At 66.4% G+C, this 21,723-nt stretch carries 18 protein-coding genes and 2 tRNA genes; 7 read left to right on the top strand and 13 right to left on the bottom strand.

What is annotated here, in order from left to right; all coding sequences use genetic code 11:
- Positions 1–7 precede the first annotated feature (7 nt).
- From CHINAEXTREME_RS02135 to CHINAEXTREME_RS02145, 3 genes are all read left to right on the top strand, one after another.
- Positions 8–1,420, top strand: a complete 1,413-nt coding sequence (locus CHINAEXTREME_RS02135) for an MFS transporter (protein ID WP_007142152.1) — start codon at positions 8–10, stop codon at positions 1,418–1,420.
- A gap of 41 nt (positions 1,421–1,461) precedes the next feature.
- The gene (locus CHINAEXTREME_RS02140) at positions 1,462–2,163 is read left to right on the top strand and encodes an RNA 2'-phosphotransferase (RefSeq protein WP_007142151.1); all 702 of its coding nucleotides are present in this window, start codon (positions 1,462–1,464) and stop codon (positions 2,161–2,163) included.
- 64 nt (positions 2,164–2,227) lie between these two features.
- The gene (locus tag CHINAEXTREME_RS02145; RefSeq protein ID WP_007142150.1) at positions 2,228–2,662 is read left to right on the top strand and encodes a hypothetical protein; all 435 of its coding nucleotides are present in this window, start codon (positions 2,228–2,230) and stop codon (positions 2,660–2,662) included.
- Positions 2,663–2,727: 65 nt separating this feature from the next.
- Here CHINAEXTREME_RS02145 and CHINAEXTREME_RS02150 read toward each other — a convergent pair whose 3' ends face one another.
- The 6 genes from CHINAEXTREME_RS02150 to CHINAEXTREME_RS02175 form a co-directional block, all read right to left on the bottom strand.
- The gene (locus CHINAEXTREME_RS02150; protein WP_029601459.1) at positions 2,728–4,275 is read right to left on the bottom strand and encodes a TrkH family potassium uptake protein; all 1,548 of its coding nucleotides are present in this window, start codon (positions 4,273–4,275) and stop codon (positions 2,728–2,730) included.
- Positions 4,272–4,943, bottom strand: coding sequence for a potassium channel family protein (locus tag CHINAEXTREME_RS02155; RefSeq protein ID WP_007142148.1), 672 nt, complete (start codon positions 4,941–4,943; stop codon positions 4,272–4,274). The genes CHINAEXTREME_RS02150 and CHINAEXTREME_RS02155 overlap by 4 nt, the downstream gene beginning before the upstream one ends.
- Positions 4,944–5,138: 195 nt before the next feature.
- A tRNA-Leu gene (locus CHINAEXTREME_RS02160) sits at positions 5,139–5,222 on the bottom strand.
- Between the two features lie 94 nt (positions 5,223–5,316).
- Positions 5,317–6,309 (bottom strand): oxidoreductase, encoded by a 993-nt coding sequence (locus CHINAEXTREME_RS02165; protein WP_007142147.1) that lies wholly within the window; start codon positions 6,307–6,309, stop codon positions 5,317–5,319.
- A 119-nt stretch (positions 6,310–6,428) separates the two neighbouring features.
- Complete coding sequence (locus tag CHINAEXTREME_RS02170; protein ID WP_007142146.1) at positions 6,429–8,441, bottom strand: bifunctional metallophosphatase/5'-nucleotidase; 2,013 nt, start codon at positions 8,439–8,441, stop codon at positions 6,429–6,431.
- 264 nt (positions 8,442–8,705) lie between these two features.
- On the bottom strand, positions 8,706–9,224 hold the full coding sequence (locus CHINAEXTREME_RS02175) for a peptidylprolyl isomerase (protein ID WP_029601458.1): 519 nt from the start codon (positions 9,222–9,224) through the stop codon (positions 8,706–8,708).
- Between the two features lie 147 nt (positions 9,225–9,371).
- On the opposite strand from CHINAEXTREME_RS02175, the gene CHINAEXTREME_RS02180 reads away from it, so the two are divergent.
- Complete coding sequence (locus CHINAEXTREME_RS02180) at positions 9,372–10,340, top strand: succinylglutamate desuccinylase/aspartoacylase family protein (RefSeq protein ID WP_007142144.1); 969 nt, start codon at positions 9,372–9,374, stop codon at positions 10,338–10,340.
- Positions 10,341–10,349: 9 nt separating this feature from the next.
- Here CHINAEXTREME_RS02180 and CHINAEXTREME_RS02185 read toward each other — a convergent pair whose 3' ends face one another.
- Positions 10,350–11,111, bottom strand: a complete 762-nt coding sequence (locus CHINAEXTREME_RS02185) for an SDR family NAD(P)-dependent oxidoreductase (protein WP_007142143.1) — start codon at positions 11,109–11,111, stop codon at positions 10,350–10,352.
- Positions 11,112–11,265: 154 nt separating this feature from the next.
- The gene (locus CHINAEXTREME_RS02190; protein WP_007142142.1) at positions 11,266–11,616 is read right to left on the bottom strand and encodes a hypothetical protein; all 351 of its coding nucleotides are present in this window, start codon (positions 11,614–11,616) and stop codon (positions 11,266–11,268) included.
- 379 nt (positions 11,617–11,995) lie between these two features.
- Between CHINAEXTREME_RS02190 and CHINAEXTREME_RS02195 the strand changes: the two genes are divergently transcribed.
- A complete protein-coding gene (locus CHINAEXTREME_RS02195) occupies positions 11,996–14,002 on the top strand; it encodes an archaea-specific SMC-related protein (RefSeq protein ID WP_007142141.1) in 2,007 nt (668 codons plus the stop codon).
- A gap of 48 nt (positions 14,003–14,050) precedes the next feature.
- Here CHINAEXTREME_RS02195 and rdfA read toward each other — a convergent pair whose 3' ends face one another.
- From rdfA to ahbB, 3 genes are all read right to left on the bottom strand, one after another.
- Complete coding sequence (gene rdfA, locus CHINAEXTREME_RS02200) at positions 14,051–14,695, bottom strand: rod-determining factor RdfA (protein ID WP_007142140.1); 645 nt, start codon at positions 14,693–14,695, stop codon at positions 14,051–14,053.
- 302 nt (positions 14,696–14,997) lie between these two features.
- The gene (locus tag CHINAEXTREME_RS02205; protein ID WP_007142139.1) at positions 14,998–16,161 is read right to left on the bottom strand and encodes an acyl-CoA dehydrogenase family protein; all 1,164 of its coding nucleotides are present in this window, start codon (positions 16,159–16,161) and stop codon (positions 14,998–15,000) included.
- Between the two features lie 615 nt (positions 16,162–16,776).
- Complete coding sequence (gene ahbB, locus CHINAEXTREME_RS02210) at positions 16,777–17,871, bottom strand: siroheme decarboxylase subunit beta (protein ID WP_007142138.1); 1,095 nt, start codon at positions 17,869–17,871, stop codon at positions 16,777–16,779.
- Positions 17,872–18,036: 165 nt separating this feature from the next.
- On the opposite strand from ahbB, the gene CHINAEXTREME_RS02215 reads away from it, so the two are divergent.
- On the top strand, positions 18,037–18,963 hold the full coding sequence (locus CHINAEXTREME_RS02215) for a Rossmann-like domain-containing protein (RefSeq protein WP_007142137.1): 927 nt from the start codon (positions 18,037–18,039) through the stop codon (positions 18,961–18,963).
- Positions 18,964–19,098: 135 nt separating this feature from the next.
- On the opposite strand, the gene CHINAEXTREME_RS02220 is transcribed toward CHINAEXTREME_RS02215, so the two are convergent.
- Both CHINAEXTREME_RS02220 and CHINAEXTREME_RS02225 read right to left on the bottom strand, forming a co-directional pair.
- Positions 19,099–19,172, bottom strand: a tRNA-Ile gene (locus CHINAEXTREME_RS02220).
- A gap of 75 nt (positions 19,173–19,247) precedes the next feature.
- Positions 19,248–19,904: an FxsA family protein gene (locus tag CHINAEXTREME_RS02225; RefSeq protein ID WP_007142136.1), complete on the bottom strand. Its 657-nt coding sequence runs from the start codon at positions 19,902–19,904 to the stop codon at positions 19,248–19,250.
- Between the two features lie 123 nt (positions 19,905–20,027).
- On the opposite strand from CHINAEXTREME_RS02225, the gene CHINAEXTREME_RS02230 reads away from it, so the two are divergent.
- A complete protein-coding gene (locus CHINAEXTREME_RS02230) occupies positions 20,028–21,686 on the top strand; it encodes a DUF255 domain-containing protein (protein ID WP_007142135.1) in 1,659 nt (552 codons plus the stop codon).
- Positions 21,687–21,723 lie beyond the last annotated feature (37 nt).

Raw genomic sequence — 21,723 nt, forward strand, 5'->3', positions numbered from 1 at the left:
TCGTTCTATGGAACGCGTGCGCTCGCGGCTGCCGACGGTACTTGGGGAGTTGCGCTCGAACCGGTCGTTTCTCCGACTGCTCGCCGGTCGACTGGTGACGAACGCCGGCGACAGCCTCTATTATATCGCCGCGATGTGGCTCGTCTTCGAACTGACCGGCTCGCCGTTGTACACCGGGCTCGCCGGATTCTTCGTGCGCGCACCGTCCGCCCTCTCCGTTCTCACCGGGCCGCTCGTCGACCGGTGGTCGCTCCGGCGCGTCCTCGTCGGCACGCAGTTGATAAACGGGCTGCTGGTGCTCGCGGTGCCCGTCGCTGCCTGGACCGGCCGGCTCTCGGTGTGGGTCGTCCTCGCGCTATTGCCGGTCGTGACGTTCGTCAACCAGTTCGTCTACCCCGCACAGAACGCCGCGCTCCCGCGGATCGTCGACGACGACGATCTCGCGAAGGCGAACTCGCTTTTGTCCGCGGCCTACCAGGGCGCGGACATGGTGTTCAACGCGGCCAGCGGCGTCCTCATCGCGCTCGTCGGCGCGGTGACGTTGTTCGTGGTCGACTCGATCACGTTCGGCGTCGCGTTGCTCCTCTTTGCCGGGGTCTCGGTTGCGTCGGTGCCCGACCCTGCGGAGAACGACGCCGAGGACGTTGACACCAACCCCGACCCCGACCCCGATACCGATCCCGACCGCGAACCGGACGCCCCGGGCCCGATAGCGAACTATCGGTCGGAACTCGCGGCCGGAATCGGCTACGTCCGCGGCTCGCTGTTGATCGTCCTCCTGATCGGGGTCGTGGTGGCGAACTTCACCGCGGGCGCGATGCTCGGCGTACTGCCGGCGTTCGCCGATACCGTCGGCGGCCCGGACGCCTTCGGGATCCTGATGGCGGCCTACGCAGGCGGCTCGTTCGCCGGGACCGTGCTGGCGTCGCGCCTCGAGGACCTCCCGCTCGGTCGGTTCGCGGCGGCCGGCAACGTCCTCTCCGGAACGTTGCTGGCAGCGGCGCTCGTCCTCTCGTGGTTCCCCCTCACCGTCGGGCTGTTTTTCCTGACGTTCGTCCCCGTCGGGGCGTTCAACGTCCTCTTCTGGACGATGCTCCAGTCCGCGGTCGACGACGACCTCCTCGGCCGAGTCTCCTCGCTGGTCACGAGCGCCGCGACGGTCGCGATCCCGGTCGGCTCTGCCGTCGGCGGCGCAGTCGCCGGCGTCGTCGGCAGCCGATTCGTCATGTTCGGCTGGGCCGTGGGTAACCTCTTTTTCGGGCTCTACGTCACCGCGCGTCCGGCGCTCCGAACGCTGCCGCCCGCATCCGAGATTTCCGCCGCGATGTTGCGACTTGGGGACGAGACCGGTCCCGCCGTCGACAAAGACCCCGACAGCGACGCCCCACCGACCGACGCCGTCGGCGCGAGCGATCCCTAGCCGGCGAGCGAGTTTTCTCGCTCGAGCGACGACCTGGGAACGTGACGGAACCGATCCGCGACTGCGAGGACCACGGGCCGTTCGCGACGGACGACGGACGCTGTCCCGTCTGCGGCGCACGCGGTGACCAGGTGGTCTCGGGCTCGCGACGCCGCCGGCTCTCGACGTTCCTCAGCGGCGCGCTCCGGCACTTCCCGGACGACGTCGGCCTCGAGCCCGACGGCCGTGGCTGGGTGCCCGACGAGGACCTGGTCGCGGCGGCCCGTCGGAAGTACGACTGGGCCGACGAGCGCCGGGTCGACGCGGTGATCGCGACGGACCCGAAAGGACGGTTCGAGCGAACCGCCAGTACCGGTACCGATACCGGTACCAGTACCGGCGACGACCTCGAGTCGTCCGCCGACCGCCACCTCGTCCGTGCGGCCTACGGCCACTCCATCGACGTCTCGCTCGAGCCGACCGACGCCCCCGTCCCGGATCGGCTCTACCACGGCACCGCGCCCGACAACCTGTCGTCGATCCGCGAGGAGGGGCTGTTGCCGATGGCCCGCCAGCAGGTCCACCTCTCGGGAAGCCGCGAGGCCGCACGGCGAGTCGGCCGCCGACACGCCGCGGAGCCCGTCGTCCTCGTCGTCGACGCCGCGGCGATGCTCGCGGACGGCCACCGGATCGCGAAGCGGGGCGCTGAGACGTACACGACCGATCGCGTTCCGGCACAGTACCTCTCGCGCTCGAGCGACTAGCGCCCGATGATTTCGTTACGGAAACATCGGTATTTATGACAGTCGTACGGACTAAGAGTAAGACATGGAACAGACACGGGAACGTGACACGACAGCGTTCGAAGACCGACCGATAACGCCGACCCGACTCGGCGCAGCCGCGGGCGTGATGGACGTCGTCGTCTTCGCGGCGGTCGGCTATCTGACTCTAGAGAACGTAGCGATCGGGGCCGTCGCCGGCCTCCTGATCGGAATCGGGGTCTTCCTCTTCCTTCCGCTTTTCGTGAGCGTCGGGGAGGACGACGACCTCGAGGACCTGGCAGCGGACGACGGCGCACCGCTGCGGGCGTTTCACCGACTCGCCGGCGGGTTCGCGTTCTCTGCCGCGGGGTTAGTACTGTTCGCGACGGGATTCGCCGAACTGGCACCCCTCACCGCCCTGCCGGCGGCACTCCTGGCCGGCAGCGTCGTCTACCTGGGCGCTGGATTCGCGTTGCCGAACGCGCAACTTAAGCGCTGATCGGGTCGGTAGGGTCGGTGGGCCCTACCCGAAGCGAACGAGAGGACCAAATTCCGACCGAAGTCTCATCGATAGAGGTTCAACCGCTCGAGAACCGTCCCCAGCAGCACCGCCACTGGGATGATCTCGAGACGGCCGACCCACATGTTGAAGATCAGTACCACCTTCGCCGCCTCGGGCATGTCGGGCCCGGTGATCCCGGTGTCGAGCCCGACGGTACTCTGTGCACTCATCACGTCGAAGATCACGTACTCGGCCGGGTAGGACGGTGGCAGGGTCCACAGGAAGACGGCGACCCCCAGCATGAGAAAGAGGATCCAGAGGACGAACACGACCGCCGCCTCAGTGTACTCTCGTTCGACCTGGGTTTTGTCGAGCGAGCGCGCCCCCAGGCGGAGGTGTCGAACCGCAGTCTCGGGGACGAAGACGCTCCTGATCTGCCAGACGGTCCCCTTGAGCAGGACGAGGACCCGAACGAGTTTGAGGCCGCCGACGGTCGATCCCGCTGCCGCGCCGGTGAGCATCCCGAGACAGAGCAGGAACGTCGGCCCGGCGGTCCAGACCCGTTCGGTCCCACCGCCGAGCGTCGCCGTGCCGAACCCGGCGTTCGACGTCGCCGAGACGAACTGGAACAGGCCGATCCGGAACGTCTCTTCGAGCGTGTCGTACTGACCGTTGACGGCGAGAAGCCCCGTTAGCAGGAGCGAGCCGGCAGTAAACCAGACGAACACCCAGCGTGTCTGGATGTCCCGATAGAAGTTCGAGACTTCGCCTTTGAGGATCAGGTAGTGGATCGGAAACGCGATGCTGCCGGCGACCATCACCGGGATGACCGCGTACTCGATGGCCGGGCTACCGTAGTGGCCGATCGAATCCGCATGAACGGAGAACCCGCCCGTGGAGATGCCGGTCATCGCGTGGTTGAGCGCGTCCCACGGCGGCATGCCGGCGACGAGAAAGAGGACGATCCCGGCGAGCGTGAACCCGAGGTAGATCTTCCAGATTTCCGTGACCGTCGAGACGATGCTCGGGTGGATCTTCTCGGAGCGGGCCTCGCTCTCGAACAGCGTGAGCGAACCACTGCCGGGACGGGCGAGGATCGCGACGGTCAACACGATGACGCCGACGCCGCCGATCCACTCGGTGAACGACCGCCACCAGTGGATCGAGCGGGGAAGCTCCTCCTCGACGACCGCCATCGTCAGTCCGGTGCTGGTGAACCCACTAATGCTCTCGAAGACGCCGTGTACCGGCCGGAGGAAGACGGCGACCGTGTCGGTCATGGCTGGTGTATTCGCCCACGCGGGGTAGGGATCGAGCGCGATCGTCCAGGCGACGAAGAGGAAAGGGAGACTGCCCAGCAGGCCGACGGCCCCCCAGGCGGTGGCCGCCGTCACCATCGCCTCGAGTTTCCCGGGTTCCGGGGCTGATCGATAACGGCGTGCAAGCCCCAGGCCGAGCCCGCCGACCACTATGGCGGAGGCGACGAACGCCGGGATCGCGTAGAGCTCGCCGTTGATCGCGGCGATCAGGACGGAGACGAGCAACATGAGCGAGACGATCTGCAGGATACGGCCGAGGTCGCGCCCGACCGTTCGATACTGCATTCTCATGCCCGATCGTCGGTAAACGCCGCGACGGCGTCTGTCAGCGAGGCGTCGTCGGTGAACACCGTCACCTGGTCGCCCGCCTGTATCCGGGTATTACCCTTCGGCGCGCGGATCTCGCCGTCCCGCTCGAGGGCGACGACGAGACTCCCTTCAGGGAGCGACCCCGAGTCGATCGCTGCGTCGAGCCGCTGGCCGGCCATCGGCGCATCGTCGGTGACAGTGAGTTCGACCAGTTCGGTCTCCTCGTCGAGTTCGATGAAGTCACTGACGGTCGGATATCGCACAGAGTGGTAAAGCGTGTCGGCGATCAGGTGCTGGGGGTTCTCGATCAGGGTGGCACCGATCTTCTCGAAGACCGGGAGGTTCTCCGGATCGTGGACGACGCTGACGAGGTTCGGTACGTCGTGTTCCTCCGCGAGCAACATCACCATGATGTTGGTCGAGTCGACGTCCGTCGTGGAGATCACGGCGTCGGCCCGGTCGATCCCCGCGTCCCTGAGCGTCGAGTGATTTCTGGCGTCGTCGTGCAACACGAGACAGTCGTACTCGGCGGATGCGGCGTTGGCCCTCGCTTCGTTCTGTTCGATGACGACGACATCGTTTCCGTCGTTTACCGCGCGTTCGACCAGATACGAACCGGTGTCACCCGCGCCGACGACGATCAGGTACATTCTGTCTCCCTTTCGTATCCCCTCGAGAAAAAGATACCAGAATCGGCACTCGTAAGCCGCTCGGGACGAGGCGGGTTGATTCGGCCGTACTCGCGGCACCACTCGTCTCGAGACGGTCGCTTCCTTCACGCCCCGTCTCGCGTCGTTCGAACCACCTCCGTTCATACTTGGCACTCTCGGGTTCAATCGTGCGGATGCGAGGGAAGGGATTTGAACCCTCGGACCCCTACGGGAGCGGGTCTTAAGCCCACCGCCGTTGGCCTGCTTGGCTACCCTCGCACAGAAGGCACACGCCAGTTGTCCCCCGGTTGGGATGTGCGTTTCGGTGTCGGCCGACGAGCTACCGCGCCGTCGGGCGGTCGACTCGAGCGTCTCACCCTCGAAGATCCGCTTCCACATCGGTCGGTTCCTCGATTTCGACTGCGGCCGGGCGGGGGAGATCGTAGCGCACCCCGGTCAGTTCGGCGGAGACGCGCCACAGACGACGGGCCGTTTTACGATCGTACGACGCTTCGGCGGAGGACTGTCGCTCGGGTGCGCCGCGCATGTTCATGAGACCGCCCGGGCCGTAGTACGCGCCCCCCTCGACGTCGGGCGCGGTCGCGGCGTACAGCGTCGGCAACGCTCCCTTCTCGGCCGACTGGGCGAGCACGGCGTTCGACACCCGTCTGCCCGCCAGGCGGAGCCACCGTCCCAGTCCCTCTTCGCGTTCGATCCCGCGGTACTGCAGTTTCGTGTCGGCATAGCCCGGATGGACGGCAACGCTGATCGCGTTCGTGTCGGCCGTCCGGAACCGCCGCTCGAGTTCGTAGGCGAAGAGAACGTTGGCGAGTTTCGACTGCCCGTAGGCGTCCCAGGGGTCGTACGACCGCTCGCCGTGGAGGTCGTCGAAGTCGATCTCGCCGCGTTCGTGGAGGCCGCTCGAAACGGTGACGACTCGCGCCGGGTCCCCGGCGTCCGTCGCCAGCGACTCGAGGAGCAGTCCGGTGAGCGCGAAGTGTCCGAGGTGGTTGACGCCGAACTGCGTCTCGAACCCGTCCTCGGTCTCGGAACGAGGGATGGCCATCGTCCCCGCGTTGTTGATCAGGGCGTCGATCCGCTCGTCGGCGATCCGGCCGACGAACGCGCGGACCGACTCGAGGTCTGCGAGGTCACAGGCCTCGAGCCGAAGGTCGGCATCGGGCACGTCGTCGTGAATATCCCGGACTGCCTCCCGGCCGCGTCCTTCGCTGCGGCAGGCCATGACGACGGTCGCGCCGTTACGTGCGAGTTCGCGGGCCGTCTCGAGGCCGATACCGCTGTTCGCACCAGTGACGACGGCGGTGCGTTCGGTCTGGTCGGGGATGTCGTCGGCGGTCCAACCCATACACACCGTACACAGCGACGACTGGTAAAGAACAGCCCAAACCACGCCGGAGAGCCCCTCTCTCGAGCGCGACGAACGTCGAGTCAGCGGCGAGCGACTCCCGGGACCGGCGGAACCGCTCAGTTCGGCCGCAGCGAGGGCGACGAGATATCGACGGTCGCTTTCAGCCTGAACCGGTCGTACGCCGCCGCGACGGGCAACTCGAGGAGGGAGCCGTCGGGGTCGGTGTACCCGTAGTGCTCCGGATCGGGATCGAACGCGCCGAAGACCCGGATCTCCTCGAGGTCGGTCCGGGCGACGAACCGCTGGAGAGCGCCGGTATCGTAGCCGATCCAGAGGTCGTCGCCGTCTACCTCGACGCTCGTCGGATCGAGGTCGAACTCGCCGTCGGTCACGTCGTCGCCCCGTGCCAGTCCAACGAACGCCGACGCGTCCGCGACGTCGCTCGCTCCCTCCGGAACGTCGAACCGGAGTCGCGTCTCCCCGCGGCGGCGGGAGACCGCCCCCTGGGTGCCGAGGTCCTCGTCGACCCGAAGGATGCGGTCCTCGAGTTTCGGCTCGACGGGGCTGTGTTCCTCGAGGTACTCCATGACGGCCGGCCCGAGGGCGGTGCCTGACTCCCAGATGACCGGCGCATCGCGGAACGGCTCGTACGCGCCCGCGATGTCCTTCAGATAGTCGGTCGTCGAGACGACGTAGGTCTCGTCGGGCTCGAGCGGATCGCCGTCGACGTAGACGTCGCCGATCTCGGGTTCCTCGTGGCCGGTCCACTCGTACTGGAGGCCGGCGACCTGCTGGCCCTGCTGGGCACCGAACGCGTTGTCGGGGAGGACGCCGATCCGGTTCTCGAGTACTCGTTCGATCTCCGAACCGGTAGCCTCGAAGACGACGATCTCGTTGCCGAACGGGAGGATGCTCAGGACGTCGCCTGCGGTGAGTTCGCCCGGCCCGTAGGTCGTATTCGTCCGGATCCCGCCCCCGTTCTGGAAAGCGACTTCGGCGTCGTCGTGTGCGTCGAGCATGACGTCCGTGATGAGGTTCCCGATCCGGGCCTCGCGGCCGTACGTAACGGAGCCGGACGTGTCGAGTTCGACCGCGGTCTCCCCGACCGACCGCTCGAGTTCGTCCTCGAGTTCCTCGTACTGGGCCTCGATACGGCGCTGGAACTCGGGGTCGGGATCGACGCCGCCGTCGAGGTCGATCCGCTCCCAACTGACGAGGTCGCCGTTCTCGTCCAACGTCATCACGCCGAGGTGGAAGTACGCGTACCCGATCTCGCTGATGACGGTACCCTCGTGGATCTCCGCGGCGTCCATCGTGTAGTGGGAGTGCGAGCCGAAGATCGCGTCGAGCCCGTCGACCTTCTCGGCGAGTTCGAAGTGGGTCTCGTGAGGGGTGTGTGACGAGCAGACGACGACGTCCGCGTCCTCTCGGTCCCGGAGCAGCGTCGTCATCTCGCGGGCGGTCTCGACCGGGTCCCGCTGCTCGTACTCGTCGGGATAGTCCGTGATGCCGTGGAACCCACGCAGGACGACGTTGAAGACGCCGACCGTGAGGTCCCCGACCTCGAAGGTCGTGTACCGCTGGGTACCCGGAAGGAGGTCGCCCTCGTCGGTGTACAGCGCCGAGTTCAGCCAGGGGAATTCGCTGTCCCGGAACCGCTGCTCGGCGACGTCGACCCCGTAGTCGAAGTCGTGGTTTCCGACGCCGGCGGCGGCGAGGTCCATGTCGTTCATGAACTCGACCTTGTGTGCGCCCTCGGTGAAAAACGAGATCGTCGAGGAGCCGAGTTCGTCGCCGTTCGCGAGGAAGAGGGCGTCGTCGCGGTCGCCGAGTTGCTCCTGGACGACGCGCCGGTAACGGGCGATGTTCGGCCCGTCGGGTTCGCCGATCTCGCTGTGGCTGTGGAGGTCGTGGACGATAGTGACCGTGTCGTCCGACGCCCCCTCGAGGGCGGAGTCGGACGCGCCGACCGTCCCAGTACCGGACGCGAGTCCCACTCCGGCGATGCCGGCCGCGGTCACCCCCACCATGAACTCGCGGCGGGTGTGGGCGCATCCACAGCCACACTCCCGGTCGATCTCGTCCGGACGCTTCGGTCGCAGATCACCGTCCGCCTCGACCGCGTACACGTGGCTTCGCTCAACCGCCGGTTCGCCGCGTCTAGATCGTGATCGAACTCCCGTCCGCCGCCCACAGTCGGACTGGTCACGAGACATGAGTGTCACGATCGACGGCATTTACCAAAAGTGTTGCTAGTAGATATATCTAACAGAATCGAGCAGGACGTACAGAACCGAGAACCGATCACCGGCCGCCGATCGGTGGCATTCGGCGGTCACGCCGCTGGAGGGCTCCGGGAACGAAACGTCCGAACGAAGGCGAGAACCGCTCAGTTACTCGTCGTGGACCGTCACCGACTCGAGCAACACGTCCTCGGACGGGCGGTCGTTGGCGTCGGTGTCGACCGAACCGATCTCGCGGACGACGTCCATCCCGTCGGTGACCTTCCCGAAGACGGCGTGGCGGCCGTCGAGGTGGGGCTGGGCGTCCAGCGTGATGAAGAACTGCGAGCCGTTGGTGTCGGGACCGGAGTTGGCCATCGAGAGGATGCCCGCGTCGTCGTGACGGAGTTCGTCGTGGAACTCGTCGTCGAACTGGTAGCCGGGGCCGCCACGGCCCGTGCCCGTCGGGTCGCCGGTCTGGATCATGAAGTCCTCGATGATGCGGTGGAAGAGGACGTCGTCGTACAGCGGTTCGCCGTCGACTTCCTCGCCCGTCTCGGGGTCGGTCCAGGATTTCTCGCCCGTCGCGAGGCCGACGAAGTTCTCGACGGTCCGGGGGGCGCGCTCGTCGTAGAGTTCGACGTCGATGTCGCCCTTGCTCGTGTGCAGGGTTGCAGTAAGGTCTCCCATACCCTCCGCGACGCTAGCGTGGGTGAAAACCGTGGTGGTCTCCGCACGACCCGTTCGGTCGAGGTCACGGGCCCCGAGGGGTGAGATCATCGGAACCCGGCACGTCGCCCCCGCAGGTACAAGCGGCCGGAGCAAAAACGAACGGGTATGGACGGGACCCACACGGCCGAAACCGTGACCCTCGCGCGACTCCCCTCGGGCGTCGAACTCGAGACGACCGTGCACGTCTACCGCGGCGACCAGAACGGCCCCACCCTCTACGTGCAGGCTGCCCAGCACGGCCGCGAGATCAACGGGACGGAAGTCCTGCGGCGCTTCCACGAGCGACTGCCGCTCGAGTCGCTGTCGGGAACCGTCGTCGCCGTCCCCGTCGCCAACCCGCTGACCTTCGATCGGGTCTCGTACACGACGCCGGAGATACTCGACAGCGTCAACCCGAACATGAACCGGGTCTGGCCAGGCGACGCCGAGGGGACCCTCCACCAGCGGATGGCCGCCTCGCTCTGGGAATACGCGGGCGAGGCCGACGCGATTGTCGACCTCCACACGGGCAGCCCGGACATGCTCCCGCACGTGGTCTTCCGCGAGGGCGACGAACGGTCCCGCGAGCTCGCCGCGGCCTACGGTACCGACCTCCTGCTCTCCGAACGAGCCGACGAGGACGCCTCCGAGGAGTGGCACCGCCGCGGCTTCGCTGGCAAACTCCGCGTCGCGGCCGCCGACGAGGGAATCCCGTCGATCACGCCCGAACTGGCTCACAACAAGCAGATCCTCGAGGACGTCGTCGAACTCGGCGTCGAGGGATTGTTGAACGTCCTGCGTCACCTCGAGATGCTGCCGGGCGATCCGCCCGCGGAGACGCCGCCCGTCGCCCGGAACCACCTCGGGCAGGTCACCGCCGAGGACTCCGGACTCTTCCGGCCGGCGCCGTCGCTCGAGGTGGGCATGGACGTCGAGTCGGGCGACCGGATCGGCACGCTGTACGATCCGGCGACGTTCGAACCGATCCAGGAGGCCGCCGCCGACCGCGACGGGGTCCTGTACGCGCTCACCCAGGAGGCGACCGTCGTCGCAGGCGACAAACTGGCGAACGTCGGGCTGATTCTGGAAGAGTAGGGAGTCACCTCAACACGTCGAGAAGCCGCCGTCGACGACCAGTCCGTGACCGCTGACGAACGACGCCTCCTCGCTCGCCAGGAACAGGATCGCGTTCGCGATCTCCTCGGGGTCGGCGAGTCGCTTCAGCGGATACTCCTCGGCCATCTCCTCGCGGGCTTTCTCGGGGTCGTCCCGCTGGGCGAGGTACTGCTCGAGCAGTTGCGTGTCGGTAAAGCCCGGACAGACCGTGTTCGCGCGGACGCCGTAGGGGCCTGCCTCGGCGGCGACGGCACGGGTCAGGTTCAACACCGCTCCCTTGGTCATCGAGTAGGCCGCCTGTTTCGGGAGTCCGAGGATGCTCGCCAGCGAACCGACGTTGACGATCGATCCGTGGCCCTGCTCCTTCATTCGCGGTAAGGCCGCGTGACAGCCGTTCCAGACGCCCTTGACGTTCACGTCGATGACGAAGTCGCGGATCGAGTCGTCGACGTTCTCGAGGCTGGCCCCTGGATGGCCCGTGCCGGCGTTGTTGACCAGCACGTCGAGTCCGTAGCTCTCGGCGACCTCCTCGACGACCGCGTGGAACTGGTCGGCGTCGGTCACGTCGAGGTCGTAGAAGACCGCTTCGCCGCCGTCGGCTTCGATCGCGTCGGCGACCGCCTCGCCCCCGTCCGAGTCGATGTCCGTTACGACGACGCGGGCGCCCTCCTCGGCGCACCGCTCGGCGGTTGCTCGACCGATTCCCGACGCTGCACCCGTGATCACGACCGTCCGATCCTCGAGTCGCATGCTTGCTCCATCGTCGGTATATTACATAAATTCGTTCATTATTCACACACGTATGACATAGTCTGTTTTCCTTCGACCGAGATAGAGTGAACATCGGTAACCAGCGGCCGGCCCGAGGGGATCGGTATCTCGGGGTATCGGTCCGCTTACATCCTCAACAGGGCCGCTCCGGGACGAGCAGGTGGGCGAGCAGGTCCCCACCTTCCACGACGACGATCGCGATATCACCCTCCTCGGCGCTTCCGAACTCCTCGACCGGGACGACCACCTGATCGACGACCTCGCCGCCGTCCTCGAGGAGGAGGACGACGTGGTCCCCGTCCACGATACGATCGACGGTGGCGATAGCGGTTCGTGCGCTCGAGGGGTAGTCGACCCCGTTGGCCCCGGTATCGTCGTCCGGCAGTCTCGAGTTCCCGAGCGCGACTGCCGCAGCGGTAGCAGTCGGGATCGTACCGATCGCATACAGCACAGTCCGGCGCAGCGCCGGCGTCCGTTCCGACATACCGCCGCTGGCCGCGCCACAGTTTATAAAGGACAGGACGACGCGAACGGAGCGGAAAACCGGCCCACGAATCCGACTTGTATTACATCATATATTTACCCGATAAAGTCATACTACGTATGTTTGTGCTGTTGTCTCGTGTTACGAGGTCGCAGTTGATAAACCGGTAATCAGCCACGAGAAGCCCTCCGAGAGAGCTATAGGATTAGTGCCGTCAGTACGGATTCCAGCGTCTGATCACCTACCAGAAATATTTAAACAATATAAAAATACTATTACGGACTCGAGTACTCGATAAACGATCGACAACTGGCTGATCGACGGCTTCGTGTGTACCGACACCAAAAGCTTATCACTCGTCTGGGAGGTTATGCAAACAATGGCGACACAGGAGCGTATCACTCGACAGGCGACGTTGCGGGCCCGTAATATCGGGGGTATCGACGAAACTACGGTCGAACTCGAGTCGGGCGTCACCGTCCTGGCCGGCCGCAACGCGACGAACCGAACGTCGCTGTTGCAGGCGTTCATGGCGGCGCTCGGCGGCGAGTATGCCTCGCTGAAGGCCGACGCCGACGAAGGGGAAGCCGTCCTCGAACTCGACGACGAGACCTACCGGCGGACCCTGCGTCGCAGCGGCGGCACGACCGTCATGGGCGGCGAACCCTACCTCGAGGACGCCGAACTCGCGGATCTGTTCGCGTTTCTCCTCGAATCCAATCCGGCCCGCCGGGCGGTGACGACCGGCGACGACCTCCGGGAGATCATCCTGCGGCCCGTCGACACCGACGAGATCGAGGCCGAGATCACGCGGCTGACCGCCGAAAAGGACCAGATCAACGACGAACTCGAGCGTCTCGAGACGATCCAGACCGACCTCCCGGAACTGGAACGCCAGCGGACGACCCTGCAGGACCGGATCGAGGAGAAGCGAGCCGAACTCGAGGAGGTCAAGGAGGCCATCGAGAACGCCGAATCCGAGATCGAGCGCCGACAGGACGACCAGAACGAACTCGAGGAGAAACTGAGCGAACTCCGCGAGCGACGCTCCGATCTCGAGGACGTCCGCTTCGATCTCGAGACGGAACGGGAGAGCCTGGCCGCCCTGCGTGACGAACGCGAGGAACTCGAGGCCGATCGCGAAGACCTGCCGGACGTAGAATCGCTCGACCGCGAGGCCATCGACGAAGAGATCGACCGGCTCCAGCGCCAGTCCCAGGAGATCGACGGCGTCGTCAGCCAGCTCCAGAGCATCGTCCAGTTCAACGAGGAGATGCTCGAGGGATCCCACCCCGAGATCCGCGAGCTGCTCGCCGACGAAACCGACGGAGAGAGCGCCGAGGCAGTGACCGAACAGCTCCTCGAGGACGAGGAGACGGTGCAGTGCTGGACTTGCGGCAGCGAAGTCCGGCGGTCCGAGATCGAGTCGACAATCGATCGGCTGCGCTCGCTCCAGGAGGAGAAACTCTCCGAGCGCGACGAACTTGAGGAGCGGATCCAGTCGCTCCGGTCCGACCGCCGCGAGATCGATCAGGCACGTCGGAAACGCGAACGGATCGAGGACCGCCTCGAGGACGTCACCGACGAGATCGATCGCCGCGAGCGTCGCCTCGAGGAGTTGACCGACCGTCGCGACGAGCTCGAGTCCGAGATCGACGAGCTCGAGTCCGAAGCCGCCGACCTCGAGGACCAGTCCGAGTCCGGGTCCGAGTCCGAGTCCGACGACGAGACGGAGGAGACGGACGACGGAAGCCTGCTGGAACTCAACCGGCGCGCGAACGAACTCGAGTTCTCGCTCGGGCGACTGGAGCGCGATCTGGAGACGACGACCGATGAGATCGAGGAGATCGAGTCGGCACTCGAGGAACGCGAGCGCCTAGAGGAGCGCCGCGAGGAGATCCGCGAGGACCTCGAGGAACTGCGCACCCGGATCGACCGGATCGAACGCGAGGCCGTCGAGTCGTTCAACGAGCACATGGACGCCGTGCTCGAGGTCCTCGAGTACGACAATATCGATCGCATCTGGATCGAACGCGTCGGCGAGACGGTCCGGGAGGGCCGCCGTACGGTCGAGCGGACGGCGTTCGACCTCCACATCGTCCGCAGCACCGAGGACGGCCAGACCTACGAGGACACGATCGACCACCTGAGCGAGAGCGAACGCGAGGTCACCGGGCTGATCTTCGCGCTCGCGGGCTATCTCGTCCACGAGGTCTACGACGACGTCCCGTTCATGCTGCTCGACTCGCTCGAGGCACTGGACTCGAACCGGATCGCCGCGCTGGTCGAGTACTTCCGGGAGTACACCGACTTCCTCGTCGTCGCCTTGCTCCCCGAGGACGCCGAAGCCATCGACGACTCCCACGAACGCATCACGGAGATCTGATCGGCCCCGAAAACCCGTAACAGACGTAATTCTGTTATACCTTTGGGGTCACTCCCCCGAAGAGGAGGCGAAACAGTCGCAGGCCCCCGACTCGAGCAAGTCGGCGACGTCGTACTGTTTGCCACACGCCTCACAGAGGACCTGTACGTCCACGAGCACGCGGTGGGGGCCGATCTCGAGCCGGTCGGTCTCCCGGAGTCGCTCGAGATTGCTCTCGGTGACCGAGACGGTTCGCTGGCGGAGCCCCTCGATAGTTCGGGCGACGGTTTCCCGATCGCCATCGGCGTCGCCGTCGTCGGCCGCGGGCGGCGACGCGTCCCTGTAGCCGGTGAGATAGCTCCGGATCGCGCCATAGGAGACGAACTCGTCGGTCAGCGTCTCGACGTCGACGCCCGCTCGCTCGAGTCGCCGTTCGACTTGCGTTCGTTCTCCCCTGCTGCCAGTCTCGCCACACAGGAGGTCGTAGAGGTGGGACGTGTCCTCGGCGATCGTATCGATCCCGGCGTCGGAAAGCGCCGCACGAACCAGCCGCTCGTTGAACCAGTCGGCGAGCGACCGCAGGCTCTCCCGGTTCTCGTCACGGGTCCACCGCGCCTCGAGGTCGGTGCCGACGCCCTCGAGGCTGTACTTCTCGATGAGGCGGGCGACCTTGGGTTTCGGTCCGGGACTCCCGTTCGCGTTCGAGTCGGCCATCCGGTCGTAGTTCCGACGGGGCGTGCAAAGTGATTTCGGTGACCCCACCGGGGTTGGGTCCAGTGTTTCGATGATGAGGAAGAGTCTCGAGGGCGACTGAGGGAGTGCATTCGGTCAGTTAGCTCCAATAAGACCACGGACGCTGGAAGTCACCGTTTCGCCAATGGCGAAAGCGATCGCCAAGCAAAAAGGCTCACGGGAGAGCAGAGACGAAAAGCAGCAGGATGGCCCGAGAGAACGGACGAACGGCGAAAACGGAGAGGGTCAGCTGCGACCGCCACGCGGCCGCCGCCGCTATCCCGTCACTCGTAGGCCGGGATGCCGGTCAGCTCCTCGCCGAGGACCAGCGTGTGGATATCGTGGGTGCCCTCGTAGGTGTAGACCGTCTCCATGTTGGCCATGTGGCGCATCGGCGAGTAGTCGGTCGTGATCCCGTTGCCCCCGAGCATCTCGCGGGCGACGCGGGACTGGTCACGGGCCATGCGGACGTTGTTGCGCTTGGCCAGCGAGATGTGGGCGGGCCGGAGGTCGCCACGCTCTTTCAGTTCGGCCACGCGGTAGGCGAGCAACTGGGCCAGCGTGATCTGGGTCGCCATCTCGGCGAGTTTCTGCTGTTGTAGCTGGAACCGGCCGATCGGGCCGCCGAACTGCTCGCGGTCCTGGGCGTACTGGCGCGCCTCCTCGAAGCTGTCCCGGGCCGCCCCGACCGCTCCCCAGGCGATCCCGTACCGGGCCTGCGTGAGACAGGATAGCGGCCCCTTCATCCCGGAGACCCCCGGCAGAACGTTCTCCTCGGGAACGCGGACGTCGTTGAGACCGATCTCGCCGGTGATCGACGCGCGCAGCGAGAGCTTCTCGGTGATCTTGTTGGTCGTGACGCCGTCGCGGTCCGTCTCGACGAGGAACCCGCGGACCGGTTCGTCCTCTGCGGAGCGGTCCCGCGCCCAGACCACTGCCACGTCCGCGATCGGCGAGTTCGTGATCCAGGTCTTCGATCCGTTGAGCACGTACCCGTCGCTGTCGCGCTCGGCGTAGGTCTCCATCCCCGACGGATTGGAGCCGTGTTCGGGTTCGGTCAGGCCGAAACAGCCGACCGCCTCTCCCTGGCCCAGTTTCGGCAACCACTCCTCTTTCTGCTCCTCGCTGCCGTAGGCGTGGATCGGATACATCACCAGTGCCCCCTGGACCGACGCCATCGAGCGCAGCCCCGAGTCGCCCGCCTCGAGTTCCTGCATCAAGAGCCCATAGGCGGTCTCGGAGACGTTCGGCGAGCCGTACCCCTCGAGGTTGGGGGCATAGAAGCCGAGCTCGCCCATCTTGGGGATCAGTTCCGTCGGGAAGGTCCCCTCCTCGAAGTGCTCGGCGATGTCCGGCTTGACGTGTTCCTCGACGAACTCACGGGCCGTATCCCGGATCATCCGCTCTTCCTGGTCCAGATCCTGCTCGAGCTGAACGATATCCAGCATACGTGATACTACGGGAACGCCACAATAGGTATTGCGGTACGCGTTCCCAATCGGCGGGGCGACGGGGGAGGGTGGGGCCGTGATTCCGGTACGGTCCGCCCTCGCTCGAGAAGCGGACGGAACACGGGTTACTTCATGAGTCCTCGCCTTATAATACCCATCCGATATACAAAAGAAATCAAGGAAGTTATTGTTATATCCACTTCAATAATAAGTGAGTTTGATCGGTATCTCTCACGTTCGAACTACCGACGCGGTATTCAGGGGCTTTTACGTCCGATATCGAAGTATAGTTACAGGGTCTTACTGGTTCGGATCGCCTTTCCAGCTAAACAGCCAATAGCAAATATATATCTAATATATTTGTATTTCTATTTACTAGTATGGTCCGATAGCCAAACCAGTTAGGAAGTGATTTCGTGATACCTCCGGTCGTAGTCACGGTTGCCGCCAACCAGAGGCGGCGGCCCCAGGGGCGCGTGTAACAACGACGGGGCCATTTTGGTACCGGTCGAACGACGTTCTCGAGAGCCCGCTACGGCAGTCGGCGGCGAGAAATCCGTATAGTGGAACGGGTCCCGGAGCACGGCGGACGACTGGGGTGGGAAAGCCTGCTCACGACTGCCGACCTTCGGCGTCCGGCGACGTGAGCAGGTCCTCGTAGCGCGCACCGGTCTGTTTCAGCGTCTCGGTCGAGTACAGCCGTTCGTGCTCGAACGGGAGGTGTTCGTCGGCCAGGTCGTCGATCTTGGCGTCGACCGCCTCGGAGTCCCGGCCGTGGATCATCGTAAACAGGTTGTACGGCCACCCGTGCTCTGGGCGACGCGGCCGGTGATAGCAGAGCGTTACGGACGGCAACTCGCCGACGGCTTCGCCGCGTTCGTCGCGCTCGGCGTCCGGGACGTCCCAGACGACCATGCAGTTGGCGTCGAAGCCGGTGACGACGTGATTGACGACACAGCCGACCCGCTTGATACAGCCCCGGGAGCGTAACCCTCCGAGCGCGTCGACGACGTCGACCGCGTCGACCTCGCGGTTGGCACGCTCGCGCTCGAGTCCCGCCGCCAGATCGCGGTACGGCGTCGTCGAGACCGGCAACCCGTCCTGGACGGCGAGCAACAGGTCGGCCTCGAACCGCGAGAGGTCGCCGACGGCCGTCTCGCTGATCCGGGTTGCCGAGGCATCGACGCCGCCGGTCGCCGACTCCCGGGCGAACCGGTCGGCGTTGACCACCGGGAACTCGAGGTCGACGTAGTAGTCGGTGACCATCGGTAAGTCGAGCATCTCGCAGCCAGTCCGGCGCTCGATCTCGTCGAGGACGTCGTCGCGTTCGGCCCGGGAGGCCGCGGTGACGACGAACCACATGTTCCACTCGTGGTCGCGGGCGTAGTTGTGGTTGACCTGCCGGTAGCCGTTGACGAGTTCGGCGACCTCGTCGAACGCCCCCTCGTCCTCGGGTGCGCGGATCGCAGCGAGGGTCGACGAGCCGATCACCGGCGGATTGAGGACGGCCCCGAACCGGCGGAACACACCGAGTTCGAGGAGCCGCTCGATCCGATCCACGACCTCACGTTCGTCGATTCCGAGTCGATCGCCGATCGGTCGGAGGGGGCGCTCTTCGAGGGGGAGCCCACTCTGGTAGCCGTCGATGAGCGCCGCGTCGATGTCGTCGACGGCCTCGCGCCAGTCGCCCCCGGTGGCGGAGTTCATCGTCGAACGTTGGTCGCGGCGGCAACTATCGCTTTCGGGTCGGCAACGGTTCGGGGCGGTGGACCGGCCGAACGTATATGTCGTGGCCCGCCGTTCCCCGAATCACGTGTCCACTGCCGCGGTCACGGTCGCTTCGCCACGCCGCTTCAGCGATCCCGAGCACGAATGACGAGCCCAATCCTCCGGAACGCCTACGCACGCCTCCGCGACGAGAGCCCGAAAACGCTCGAGGCCGCGAGCCCACGCCGGATCACGGCCAACGACCGGACGCTGCTGGTGGAACTCGAGGCCGAGGGAGCGGACGGCGCGGACGGGGCAGTGGGAGCCGACGCGACCCACGCGAACGCGGGACATCTCGCGGGCGTCGCCCACCGTCCACGGGGGTCGCCCCGGCCACCGGCGGCCGACCGCGACCTCGAGGCGCTGTTGGCCCCGATTTCGGGCCGCGATAGCGACGCGACTCCCGCTGGAGACGAAACCGATCCCCGCCTCGATCGGGCGGTGGCCATCGCGACCCTGAACGCGCTCTCGGCCCCCGCGATCGACTGGGACCGGGGCGATCCGATGGGGCTGCTCGAGCCGTCGGTCGAGCGCATCGTCACCGTCGGGCTGTTCCGACCCGCCTTCCGGCGGTTTTCGGACGTCGAAGTTCGCGTCCTCGAGCGTGCCTCGGTCGACCTCGATCCGGACGACGTCCCCACGCCCGCGGACGTCCGTCTCTCGACGTACACTCCCGACGAGACGGCGGTGGCGATGGAGGGGGCGGACGTCGTCTTCGTCACCGGATCGGCGTTCGTCTACGGAGGCGCGGACCGGTACCTCCGGGCGATCCCGCGGTCGGCGGCCGCCGTCGTCATCGGCGCGACGGCATCGTTTCGCCCGGAACCGCTGTTCGAGGCCGGCGTGGACGTCGTCGCCGGCGCGAGCGTCGCCGAGCCGGATCGGGTCCGGCGGGCGGTGAAGGCGGGCGCGTGCGGAAACCACCTCCACGACGCGGGCCTCCGAAAGGGATACGTCGTGCGGGGGAGGGAGTCACCGGCGGGCCTCCGACTCGACGACTCGAGCGACGCCGAACGGGCGGACGGCGGCTGACCGATGCAGGCGCGGGCTCTCGAGTGTGAAAAACGACGGACGGTCGTCGGGCTCGAAGACGAGAGAGCGGAACCGAAAGAACGACCGCCGAAATGCCCGATATCCGTAACTTACGAGGTCGTTCGCGGAGAGAAGTGGGCCGGCTCGGATTTGAACCGAGAACCTCCACCTTATCAGAGTGGCGCTCAACCTAATTGAGCTACCGGCCCGCGCTTTTCCTCTGCACTCAGTAGTTGCCGGGTCGTATGTTTAAACGTTTCTTTCCGAGGAAGCTGTGCGAACCGCTACCGAGCGGTCGGGTCGTCGCCTCCGTCCGATCCGCTCGAGTCGTCGGCGTCCTCGAAGTCGATCGAGTACCCGTCGATGCCGTCCGCGTCGCGGGCGTCGGCGTCCGTACTGGCGCTCGAGCCCGTGTTAACCGTGTAGGAGTCGCTGCCGAGGTCGTAGGTGCCCGCACCGGAACCGTCGGCCCCCGAACTCGAGCCGCCACCGAACCCGCCGCCGGGCGCGTCGTCGCTCGAGAAGCCGTAGGTCCAGACCCCGCCGCTGGCGAACCCCCCGGTCTTCTTGTCCGCGTAGGGGACGATCACGAACCGCTTGAGGCCCGCACGAATCGGGATCCGGGTCGGGGGGACCACGAGCAGGAAGCCGATGAGGTCGGTCACCAGCCCCGGCGTGAGCAGGAACGCTCCGGACGCGATCAACAGCCCGCCGTCGAGCAGTTCGTTCGTCGGCGGCTGGCCCTGGGCCAGCGTGCGTTGCATCTTCCGGATCGTCCGCCGGCCTTCCGCGCGGACGAGAAGCATCCCGACCAGCCCGGTCAGGACGACGAGCAGCACCATCCCGACCCACCCGATGTAGGATGTCTGGCTGACGACGACCGCCAGCAGTACGGCGTCGAGAAACGGGATGAGCAACAGCGCGAAGATCCACCGGAGCATGGCACGATATAGCCGACCGAGGGTGAAAACGCTTTACGCTCGAGTCGTCCCGGGAGACGAGCCGGAGAGACCGGAAACGAGAGCGAACGAAGGGCTTACCCCCGCGACCGCCCAGGCTCGAGTATGGACGATACGACGCGCGTCGAGTGGCGCGAGTGGGGCCAGGCGGCCTTCGACGAGGCTGCGGAGGCCGACGTTCCGGTACTGCTCTCGCTGACCGCGACGTGGTGTGATCACTGTCACGAGATGGACGCGGAGACCTACGCGGAACCGCGCATCGCGGCGAACGTCAACGACAGTTTCGTTCCCGTGCGGGTCGACGTCGATCGCCGACCCAGGGTACGCGACCGGTACAACATGGGCGGGTTCCCCTCGACCGTGTTCCTCGCCCCCGACGGGAAGGTCCTCACGGGCGCGGGCTACCTGGGACCCGACGGGATGCGCCAGGTGCTCGACAGCGTCCGCACAATGTGGCAGACGAAAGGCAGCGGCGCGGCCCGCGTTCCCCGTTCGCTGCGGGAGGACGAACCGCCCGCGGGCGAGCTCACAGACGACATCGAGTCCGGGATGCTCGGACACCTCACCGACACCTACGACGAGGTCGCCGGCGGCTGGGGCGAGAGCCCGAAGTTCCCGCTGCCCGACGCCCTCGAGTTCGCCCTCAAACGCGACCGCGAGATGGCACTTCGCTCGTTCGACGCCGTCAGCGCGAACCTGCTCGACGAGTACGACGGCGGCTTCCACCGCTTCGCGAGCGAACGCGACTGGTCGGGGCTCCAGCGCGAGAAGTTGCTGGACTCGAACGCCGCACTCGTGCGCGCGTTCGCGAACGCCTACCTCCACACGGGCAGCGACGAGTACCGGGAACCCGCCGAGCGAACGATCGAGTACCTGACGACGACGCTGTGGAACGGTGACGTCGACGCCTTCGCCAACAGCCAGGCGCCCGGCGACGCCGACTCGCACAGCATCGACGCGACCGACCGCGCGGCCGCGGGCGAACCGCCGGTTGACGAGGGCGTCTTCGCCGGGCCGAACGCCCTGGCGGTCGAGGCGCTGTGTACCTACTACGCCTACACGGACGACGAGCGCGCCCGCCGGTACGCCGAGCGGACGCTCGCAACGCTTCGCGAGGAGTTGCTCGAGGACGGCGTGGTCGCCCACGGCCTCGCGGCCACTCTCCCGGAAGTAACCGATCCCGAAGCCCCAGCGCCGTTGCTCTCGACCCAGGCTCGCGCCCTCGCGGCCCTGACGACCGCGGCTGCCACGCTCGACGTCGACGGGGTCCTCGAGGACGCCAGCGAGGTCGCGGACGCGGCGATCGAACGGCTTCGGGACGGGGACTCGTTCCACGACGGCCCCGCGGAGGGTGTCGGGCTGGTCGAGCGACCGCTTCGGCCCCTCGATTCGAACGTCGCCGTCGCCGACGCTTTGATCGACCTCGCAGCCCTCACCGGCGACGACGGGTACCGCGCCTGCGCGCGAGAGACCCTCGCGGATTTCGCCGGCGCGAGCGACCGAATCGGCGTCCAGGTCGCCCGCTACGCGACGGCGGTCTCCCGGCTGCTCGAGGGTCCTCTTGTCATTCGGGTCGCGGACGACCCCGGCTCGGACCTCCACCGCGCCGCGCTTCGGATGGCCGACCACGAGAAGGTCGTCGTCCCCGGCGCGGACGACGTCCTAACGCCGGGAACCGCCCGGGTCGAACGCGGGGACGAGGCATCAGCGCCGGCCGAAACTCCGGACGAGTTGAGCGAGCGCGTCGGAGCCGTTCTCGAGTAGGCTCGCGGTCTGTGGCGGGCGAATAGCACACTCGTCA

Source organism: Halobiforma lacisalsi AJ5 (assembly GCF_000226975.2).
Lineage (GTDB): Archaea > Halobacteriota > Halobacteria > Halobacteriales > Natrialbaceae > Natronobacterium > Natronobacterium lacisalsi.

Excerpts from the sequence above, each read along its gene's own strand:
- CHINAEXTREME_RS02135 (WP_007142152.1), top strand. The coding sequence starts at position 8 with ATGGAACGCGTGCGCTCGCGGCTGCCGACGGTACTTGGGGAGTTGCGC.
- CHINAEXTREME_RS02145 (WP_007142150.1), top strand. The coding sequence starts at position 2,228 with ATGGAACAGACACGGGAACGTGACACGACAGCGTTCGAAGACCGACCG.
- CHINAEXTREME_RS02150 (WP_029601459.1), bottom strand. The coding sequence starts at position 4,275 with ATGAGAATGCAGTATCGAACGGTCGGGCGCGACCTCGGCCGTATCCTG.
- CHINAEXTREME_RS02155 (WP_007142148.1), bottom strand. The coding sequence starts at position 4,943 with ATGTACCTGATCGTCGTCGGCGCGGGTGACACCGGTTCGTATCTGGTC.
- CHINAEXTREME_RS02165 (WP_007142147.1), bottom strand. The coding sequence starts at position 6,309 with ATGGGTTGGACCGCCGACGACATCCCCGACCAGACCGAACGCACCGCC.
- CHINAEXTREME_RS02175 (WP_029601458.1), bottom strand. The coding sequence starts at position 9,224 with ATGGGAGACCTTACTGCAACCCTGCACACGAGCAAGGGCGACATCGAC.
- CHINAEXTREME_RS02180 (WP_007142144.1), top strand. The coding sequence starts at position 9,372 with ATGGACGGGACCCACACGGCCGAAACCGTGACCCTCGCGCGACTCCCC.
- CHINAEXTREME_RS02185 (WP_007142143.1), bottom strand. The coding sequence starts at position 11,111 with ATGCGACTCGAGGATCGGACGGTCGTGATCACGGGTGCAGCGTCGGGA.
- CHINAEXTREME_RS02190 (WP_007142142.1), bottom strand. The coding sequence starts at position 11,616 with ATGTCGGAACGGACGCCGGCGCTGCGCCGGACTGTGCTGTATGCGATC.
- CHINAEXTREME_RS02195 (WP_007142141.1), top strand. The coding sequence starts at position 11,996 with ATGGCGACACAGGAGCGTATCACTCGACAGGCGACGTTGCGGGCCCGT.
- rdfA (WP_007142140.1), bottom strand. The coding sequence starts at position 14,695 with ATGGCCGACTCGAACGCGAACGGGAGTCCCGGACCGAAACCCAAGGTC.
- CHINAEXTREME_RS02205 (WP_007142139.1), bottom strand. The coding sequence starts at position 16,161 with ATGCTGGATATCGTTCAGCTCGAGCAGGATCTGGACCAGGAAGAGCGG.
- ahbB (WP_007142138.1), bottom strand. The coding sequence starts at position 17,871 with ATGAACTCCGCCACCGGGGGCGACTGGCGCGAGGCCGTCGACGACATC.
- CHINAEXTREME_RS02215 (WP_007142137.1), top strand. The coding sequence starts at position 18,037 with ATGACGAGCCCAATCCTCCGGAACGCCTACGCACGCCTCCGCGACGAG.
- CHINAEXTREME_RS02225 (WP_007142136.1), bottom strand. The coding sequence starts at position 19,904 with ATGCTCCGGTGGATCTTCGCGCTGTTGCTCATCCCGTTTCTCGACGCC.
- CHINAEXTREME_RS02230 (WP_007142135.1), top strand. The coding sequence starts at position 20,028 with ATGGACGATACGACGCGCGTCGAGTGGCGCGAGTGGGGCCAGGCGGCC.